The sequence below is a fragment of the Curtobacterium sp. B8 genome (assembly GCF_000333315.1).
Classification (GTDB): domain Bacteria; phylum Actinomycetota; class Actinomycetes; order Actinomycetales; family Microbacteriaceae; genus Curtobacterium; species Curtobacterium luteum.
Map to the genome: position 1 here is coordinate 3,746 of NZ_BACW01000540.1, position 8,334 is coordinate 12,079.

At 71.6% G+C, this 8,334-nt stretch carries 5 protein-coding genes and 1 tRNA gene; 3 read left to right on the forward strand and 3 right to left on the reverse strand.

The features are described from left to right. Positions 1-293: 293 nt before the first annotated feature. The 3 genes from I59_RS14285 to I59_RS14295 form a co-directional block, all read right to left on the reverse strand. Positions 294-367, reverse strand: a tRNA-Arg gene (locus I59_RS14285). Between the two features lie 105 nt (positions 368-472). Beyond that, positions 473-1,249, reverse strand: a complete 777-nt coding sequence (locus tag I59_RS14290; RefSeq protein ID WP_022904451.1) for a dienelactone hydrolase family protein — start codon at positions 1,247-1,249, stop codon at positions 473-475. Between the two features lie 141 nt (positions 1,250-1,390). After that, positions 1,391-2,815: a glucose-6-phosphate dehydrogenase gene (locus I59_RS14295; protein ID WP_022904452.1), complete on the reverse strand. Its 1,425-nt coding sequence runs from the start codon at positions 2,813-2,815 to the stop codon at positions 1,391-1,393. A 137-nt stretch (positions 2,816-2,952) separates the two neighbouring features. On the opposite strand from I59_RS14295, the gene I59_RS14300 reads away from it, so the two are divergent. The 3 genes from I59_RS14300 to I59_RS14310 all read left to right on the forward strand — a co-directional run. Then, a complete protein-coding gene (locus I59_RS14300; RefSeq protein ID WP_031273869.1) occupies positions 2,953-4,107 on the forward strand; it encodes a Gfo/Idh/MocA family protein in 1,155 nt (384 codons plus the stop codon). 125 nt (positions 4,108-4,232) lie between these two features. Further along, positions 4,233-6,047, forward strand: a complete 1,815-nt coding sequence (locus I59_RS14305; protein ID WP_022904454.1) for a thiamine pyrophosphate-requiring protein — start codon at positions 4,233-4,235, stop codon at positions 6,045-6,047. Positions 6,048-6,135: 88 nt separating this feature from the next. Beyond that, on the forward strand, positions 6,136-8,334 hold a 2,199-nt coding region (locus tag I59_RS14310; RefSeq protein WP_022904455.1), incomplete at its 3' end, for a bifunctional UDP-sugar hydrolase/5'-nucleotidase.

Below are 8,334 nucleotides of genomic sequence, written 5' to 3' on the forward strand. Positions count from 1 at the left end.
CNTCNGCNCTCNCNCNNNCNTCNCTNGNNCACAACNNCNCCGCTGTCNTGCGACGACGACGGCGTCGTTCCGTGCNCGCGCCGGCNAGTCGCGGACGCTACGAACGACATCGCCGTCGTCGTGCGACGACGACGGCGTCGTTCGACGACGGCGCACCGACGGCAGCGGGAGCCACGAAACCCGGGGACACGACACCCGTTAACACGAAACCCGGGAACACGACACCCGGGAAACAGAAGACGCCCCCGGTCCGAGTGGAACCGAGGGCGTCATCCCTGCTGTCTCAAACAGTGTGCGCTCGAAGGGACTCGAACCCCCAACCTTCTGGATCCGTAGTCAGATGCTCTATCCATTGAGCTACGAGCGCGTGGCGTTTGCGGCCGTGGAAGACTCTACAACAGGTGCAGCCACTCGCGCCAATCGAGCCCCTCCCGCGCGGCCGCTCGGCGTGTCGCGCCGACGCCGGGCTGGCTCAGGCCTCCTCGTCGAACACCTCGCCGAGGAACGTCTGGAGCGCCTGCCACGACCGACGGTCCGCGGTCGCCTGGTACTGCGCGCCGTGGTCCGGGGCGTCCGTGCCCGGGACGGCGAACGCGTGCATCGCGCCGGAGTAGGTGACGACCTGCCAGTCGACCTCCGGCGCCGAGCGCATCTCGTCTTGCCACTCGTGGACCTTCTCGTCGGGGACCATCGGGTCTGCTCCACCGGTGAGCACGAGGAGCTTCGCCCGGATCTGGTGCGCGTCGGAGGGGTCGTGGGCGATGAGCCCGCCGTGGAACGACACCGCCCCGACGAGGTCCGCCCCGGTCCGCGCGAGCTCGAGGGCGGTCGACCCGCCGAAGCAGTACCCCATGACGACGATCCGGGTGTGGTCGACGTCCGGGTCCTGTCGGAGTTGCTCGAACCCGGCGAGCGCGCGGGCGCGGAGCAGCGGGAGGTCCTGGTAGAACGAGCCGGCGACCTGCCCGGCGGTGTCGTCGCCCGGACGGATGCCGGCGCCGTAGATGTCGGCGCCGAACGCGACGTACCCGAGTCGGGCGAGCATCGTGACGCGGGCGTGGACGTGCTCGTTGACGCCGTGCCAGTCGTGGACGACGAGCACCGCGGGGCGCGGGCCGGCGATGGCGTGGTCCTTCGCGAGCACGCCCTCGAGGGCGGTCCCGTCGTGGTCGTACCGCACGGTCTCGACGCGCACGTCGGCGCCGGCGGGGTCGGGAACGGTCTGCAGGATGTCGTCGATGGTGGTCACGCTGCGACGCTACGCCGCCGGACCCGGGACGGGCCTTCCCCCGGACCCGGACCCGGCCGGCCTCCGCCGCGTGGTGACCGGATGACGGACGGGAGGCCCGTGGCGGACCCGCCACGTGCCTCCCGTCCGGTGGTCCGCCGGTCAGGCGTCGATGTTGTCCCAGCCCTCGGGCCCCTCGGTCCCGGCGGCGTAGTCGTCCAGGGGCACGCGGCCGTCCCGCCAGGCCTGCAGGAACGGCTCGACGACCTTCCACCCCTGCACGGCGCTGTCGCCACGGACCGACAGGGTGGCGTCGCCCTCGAGGACCCCGGCGAGCACCTCGCCGTAGGCACTCAGCCGACCGGGGTTGAAGGTCACCGACAGCGCCGTGTGGTCGATCGTGTACGGGTCGCCGGGGCCGTTCACGTTGAGCTCGAGCTGGAGTTCGTCCGGGGCGATCCAGATGCGGAGCCGGTCGGGCAGTTCGGCCCCGGTCAGCCCGTTCGGCACGTGCGGGGAGTCCTTGAACGTGATGATGATCTCGCGACGCTGCTTCCCGAGCGCCTTGCCGGAGCGGAGCGTGATCGGGACGCCGGCCCAGCGCCAGTTCGCGACCTCGAGGGTGAGCTGGGCGAGGGTCTCGGTGCCGAGCGAGGGGTCCACGCCCTCCTCGTCCACGTAGCTCGGCAGCTGACGGTCACCGATGGTCCCCGCGGTGTAGCGGGCACGCTTGCCCGCGGCCGCCGCGTCACCGCCCCAGGGCCGGACGGCGCGGAGGACGAGCTCCTTCTGCGTGCGGAGGTCGTCGGCGTCGATCGACGCGGGGGCCTCCATCGCGACGACGGCCATCACCTGGAGCAGGTGGCTCTGGATCATGTCGACGAGGGCGCCCGCCTTGTCGTAGTAGCGGGCGCGGCCCTCGAGCCCGAGGGTCTCGTCGTAGACGATGTCGATGCGCTCGACGTGCTGCGACGAGAGCAGCGGCTCGATGATGCGGTTCGCGAACCGGAGCCCGAGCAGGTTGAGCACGGTGGATCGACCGAGGAAGTGGTCGACGCGGTGGATGCGCTCCTCGGGCAGGAACCCCTGCAGGACGTCGTTGAGGTGCTCGGCGCTCTGGGCGTCGGTGCCGAACGGCTTCTCGAGCGCGAAGCGGGTGCCCTGCGGGAGGTCGAGCCCGGCCAGCACCTCGCAGCTCTTCTCGGTGACGGCGGGCGGGAGCGCGAAGTAGACCGCCGGGTCGTGCTGGCAGTCGGCGAGCAGGGCCTTCAGGTCGTCCGCGCTGGTGACGTCCGACTTGCGGTAGCTCGACGCCTCGACGACGGCGCGGAGTCGGGCGCTCAGCCGCTCGGACCCGTCGTGCGCGCCCTCGTCCTCCTCGTTCTTCGACGCCTGTGCGTTCTCGAACGCGTCGTGCACGAGACGCTTCCAGTCGTCGTCCGACAGGTCCTCCGTGCCGGCGCCGACGAGCTGCACGTCCCAGTCCTCCTTCACCTCCAGGAGGGTCGCGAGGCCGGGGAGCAGCAGCCGCTTCGACAGGTCGCCGCTGGCACCGAGGATGAGCAGGGTGGTCTGGAGGCTCGACATGCCCCAGACCGTACTCACGAGTCCTGCAGGTGGCCGGGTCCGGGGCCGTGCCGTCGGGTCGCGTGCACCGGCGCCCGCTCCGGGCGTGCCTCCGGTCTCGCCGATACGGTGGGGGCAGTCCGGCGCGAGGGAGCACGATGAGCAGTGAGCACGACGGGCGGCGCCTCCGCGTCGCAGTGATCGGGACGGGCATGATCGCGGGCGTCCACGTCCGGGCCGCCGCCGCCTCGGGCGCGGAGGTGCTCGGCGTCCTCGGTCGCACGCCGGCGCGCTCGGAGCAGGTCGCCGCGCAGCTCGGCCTCCCGCGGGGCTACGCCTCGCTCGACGAGGTGATCGCGGACGCCCCGGACGTCGTGCACGTCTGCACCCCGAACGGGCAGCACCACCCCCAGTCGCTCGCGGCCATCCGTGCCGGCATCCACGTGGTGTGCGAGAAGCCGCTGGCGCTCGACCCGGCCCAGGCGGACGAGCTCGTCGCCGCGGCCGCCGAGGCCGGCGTCGTCGCGACGGTCCCGTTCGTGTACCGCTACCACCCGATCGTGCGCGAGATCCGGGCCCGGGTCGCGGACGGCGAGCTCGGTCGGCTGCTCGCCGTGCACGGGCACTACCTCCAGGACTGGATGCTCGACGAGGACGCGTCGTCGTGGCGGGTGGACCCGTCGTCGAGCGGCGTCTCGCGCGCCTTCGCGGACATCGGTTCGCACTGGTGCGACCTCGTCGAGTTCGTCACGGGGCAGCGGTTCGTCGAGGTGTCGGCAGCGACCGACGTCGTGTACCCGACCCGACCGGCGGCGTCCGGTCCGTCCTTCTCCGGCTCCCCCGACCCCGACCCGGTCGCGGACGCCAGCGAGCGCGCCGAGGTCACGACGGAGGACACCGCCGTCGCCACCTTCCGGACCGAGGCCGGGCGCATCGGCAACGTCGTCATCTCGCAGGTCTCCGCCGGGCGCAAGAACCGGCTCTGGTTCGAGGTGGACGGCACGCTCGGCTCCGCGGCCTTCGACCAGGAGCAGCCCGAGTCCGCCTGGTTCGGCACCGACCGCGGGGCGCAGATCGTGGTCCGGGACCCGTCGCAGGGCGTGCCCGACCAGCGACGCCTGGCGATGGTGCCGGCCGGGCACCCGCAGGGGTACCTCGACGCGTTCACCGCGTTCGTCTCGGACACGTACGAGGCCGTCCGGGGCGGGTCGCCCGAGGGGCTGCCGACGTTCGCGGACGGCGCCCGGGCCGCGGCGATCATCGAGGCCGTGGTCCGGAGCGCGGCCGCACGCGACTGGCGGACGATCGGCTGAGCACTCGCGTCCGGCCGGGGGTCGGACCGGCCCGACTGGAGGCCCGGATCACGTGACCGACGTCGGTCACGTGATCCGGGCCTCCAGTCTGAGCGCGCACAGCAAGCGGGATGCACGCTGGAGCCATGAGCACGACCGTGAGCGACTTCGTCATCGACCGCATCAAGTCCTGGGGCGTGACCCGGGTCTTCGGCTACCCGGGTGACGGGATCGGCGCGTTCGACGGCGCCCTCGGCAAGGCCGACGGCAGCGAGCGCGCCCTCGAGTACGTGCGGCCGACCCACGAGGAGATCGCGGCGCTCATGGCCACCGCGCACGCGAAGTTCACCGGCGAGGTCGGGGTCTGCGTCGCCACCTCGAGCCCCGGTGCGTTCCACATGCTCAACGGGCTGTACGACGCGCAGATGGACAACCAGCCGGTGGTCGCGATCGTCGGGCAGCAGGGACTCGCGTCGATCGGGTCGTTCACCCAGCAGGAGTCGAACCTCGAGCGCGTGTTCGCCGACGTGGCCTGCTACGTCGAGACCGTGGCGTCCCCGGACGCCGCCGGGGTGGTGATCGACACGGCGTTCCGCACCGCGATGCTGCGGAAGCAGCCCGCCGTGGTGGTGCTCCCCCACGACGTGCAGGCGATGGCGTGGGAGGAGCCCGCGGCCGAGCACTGGGTCTCCCGGTCGAGCGACGTGCCGGCCTCGACGCGGATCACGCCGTCGGCCGACGACGTCCGGAGGTTCGCGGAGATCCTGAACTCCGGGAAGAAGATCACCTTCCTGGTCGGAGCCGGCGCCCGCGGCGCCACGGACCAGGTGCTCGCGGCGGCGGAGCGGACCGGCGCCGGGATCATCACCGCGCTCCGCGGCAAGGACGTCGTGCCGTCGGACGTGCCGTACCACACGCAGCAGGTCGGGCTGCTCGGTTCCCGGCCCTCCCTGACGCAGATCAAGGAGTGCGACACGATCGTGCTCCTCGGGACGAACTACCCCTACGGTGAGTACCTGCCGAAGTCGGGGCAGGCGCGGGGCGTGCAGGTCGACATCAAGCCCGAGCAGCTCGGCCTGCGGTACCCGACCGAGCTCAACCTCTGGGGCGACGTCGGTGCGACGCTCGACGCGGTCCTGCCGCTCCTGGAGCAGACCACCGACCACTCGTGGCAGGAGCAGCTCGCCGACGAGATGCGCGAGTGGGAGGCCGAGATGGCCCGCCAGGCGGAAGTCTCCTACAGCGACGGGGTCAACCCGCGCCGGGTCATCCGCGCGGTGAACGAACGGCTGCCCGAGCGCGTCACCGTGACCTGCGACGCGGGCACCACGGCGGACTGGTACGGCCACCACATCCGGCTCCGTCGGGGCATGCACGGCGACATGTCCGGCCGGCTCGCGACCATGCTCGCGGCGATGCCGTACGCCGTCGCGGCGAAGTTCGCGTTCCCGGACGCGCCGGCGGTCTGCACGATCGGCGACGGCGCGTTCCAGATGCTCGGGATGAACGAGCTCATCACCGTGAAGAAGTACATGGCGAACTGGCCGAACCAGCAGCTCGTCATCGTGATCATGCACAACGACGACCTCGGCCAGGTCTCGTGGGAGATGCGGACCGAGGACGGCAACCCGATGTGGCGCGGCTCGCAGGACGTCGAGACGATGGACTACGCCGGGTACGCCGAGCTCCTCGGGTTCATCGGCATCGCGGTGCACGACGACAGCGAGGTCGACGCGGCCGTCGAGCGGGCGTTCGCGAACCCCGGGGTGACCGTGATCGACGCGTACGTCAGCCGCAGCGTGCCGCCGCTCCCCCCGCACATCACGGCGGAGTACGCGATCAACACCGCGAAGAGCCTGCTCAAGGGCGACCCGGTCGAGCTCGACGTCGTGAAGGACTCGGCGAAGGCGATGGCCGCGGAGGCCGTCGAGCGGGTGAAGGGCGCCCTCGGCCGCGACTGACCACCACGTGGTGCCCGTGTGAACATCGTGTGACGCGTTCGGGGGTCAGCTGGCGTGTCGCCTGTGCGTTCTCCTAGGTTCGTCGCCGATGAACACTTCCCACCACTCCCGAACGCGTCGTGGGCGCGTCGTCGCGGGCGCAGCGCTCGCCACGGCGGGCGTCCTCGTCGCGCTGTCCGTCCCGTCCGTCGCCAGCGCTGCCGACGGTGACACCACGATCGACATCGTCGACATCAACGACTTCCACGGTCGGATCGAGTCCGAGGGCACGACCGCCGACAAGGCCGCCGGTGCCGCTCGGCTCGCGACCGTGGTGCAGTCCTGGCGTGAGGCGAACCCGAACACGATCTTCACGAGCGCGGGCGACAACGTCGGCGCATCGACCTTCACGTCGCTCATCCAGCAGGACACCCCGACCATCGAGGCCCTGAACGCGATGCGGCTCGACGTCAGCGCGATCGGCAACCACGAGCTCGACAAGGGTCAGGACGACTTCACCGACCGCATCGAGGCGGCCGCGGACTGGCAGTACGTCTCGGCGAACATCGTCGAGGAGGGCACGACCACGCCGGCCTTCACGCCGTACCAGATCGTCGAGAAGGGCGGGGTCGAGGTCGGCTTCATCGGCGCGACGACCGAGGACCTCATCCCCGGACTCGTCAGCCCCGGCGGGGTCGAGGGGCTCGAGATGGCCCCGGTGGTGAGCCAGGTCAACAAGTACGCTGACGAGCTCACCGACGGCGACCCGGACAACGGCGAGGCCGACGTGCTCGTGCTCCTCGTGCACGAGGGGGCGGCGTCGAGCAACATCGCCGACGCGACCGGGTCGAGCGCCTTCGCGAAGATCGCCGCCGGCGTCGACGAGCGGGTCTCGGCGATCGTCTCGGCGCACACCCACTTCTCGTACGACCACGAGATCGCCGGGCCGACGGGCGAGCTCCGCCCCGTCATCCAGACCGGTTCCTACGGCGTCAACTACGGGCACCTGCAGCTGACGGTGGACGCGGACAAGCAGCTCACCGACATCTCGGCCGAGGTCACGCCGGTCAACACCGACCCGCGCACCGCGACCGACACCTCGTCGGTCACCGAGGTCGCGGGGATCGTCGCCGACGCGAGGGCCGTCGCCGAGGTCGAGGGTGCGAAGCCGCTCGGGAAGGTCACCGGCGACCTCCGCCGCGCCGTCCAGTCGGACCGCACGAGCGAGAACCGCGGCGGGGAGTCGGTGCTCGGCAACAACATCGCCGAGGTGCAGCGAGCCGCCACCGCCCGGAACGGCTCGCAGGTCGCCTTCATGAACCCCGGCGGCCTGCGCACCGACATCCTGCACAGGTCGAGCGGCGCGAACGATCCGGACGGCACCGTGACCTACAAGGAGGCGGCGCTCGTCCAACCGTTCGCGAACACCCTCGTCACCGAGGACATGACCGGTCAGCAGATCAAGGACGCGCTCGAGCAGCAGTGGCAGCCGGACGGCTCGGACCGCCCCTTCCTGAAGCTCGGCGTCTCCGACGGCTTCGCCTACACCTACGACCCCGCGAAGGGTCGTGGGGAGCGCATCACCACGATGACGCTCGACGGCGAGCCGATCGCCCTCACCGACACGCTCAAGGTCACGGTCAACTCGTTCCTCTCGACCGGCGGCGACAAGTTCTCCGCGTTCACGACCGGGAAGAACATCGCCGACTCGGGCCAGGTCGACCTCCAGGCACAGGTCGACTACTTCGCGGCGAACCCCGTCGTGACGCCGCCGAAGGACCAGCGTGCGGTCGGGGTCACGGTCTCCCCCACGCCGGACGGCGGCTTCCGGCCCGGCGACGAGGTCACGGTGCGTCTGTCGTCGCTCGTGTTCTCGAGCGAGGACCCGTCCGCAGCGGGCTCGGTGTCGATCGGTGCCGGGGACGAGGAGCTCGCCAGCGCCCCGATCGACCCGACCATCGTGGACAAGACGGACGAGCAGGGCACGGCGACGCTGACGTTCACGGTCCCCGGCGCAACGGCCTCCGACGACGGGGTGGCACGTGCCGCTGCCTCGACCCGCGCGGTCGCCGCAGCCGAGACGGCCGAGCAGCCCCTCGTCGTGACGCTGCCCGGCGGCCAGACGATCACCCTCGCGGTGACGATCCCGGTCGAGACGGCAGCCGAGCCGGAGCCCGGGACGGACCCGACCGACCCCGCCGACCCCACCGACCCGGGCACGCTCCCGGGCGTCGAGGACGGCGGTGACGTCGACAGCGGCGCCGGGACCGGCGTGCCGATCGACACGGACGGCGACGGTGACGTCGAC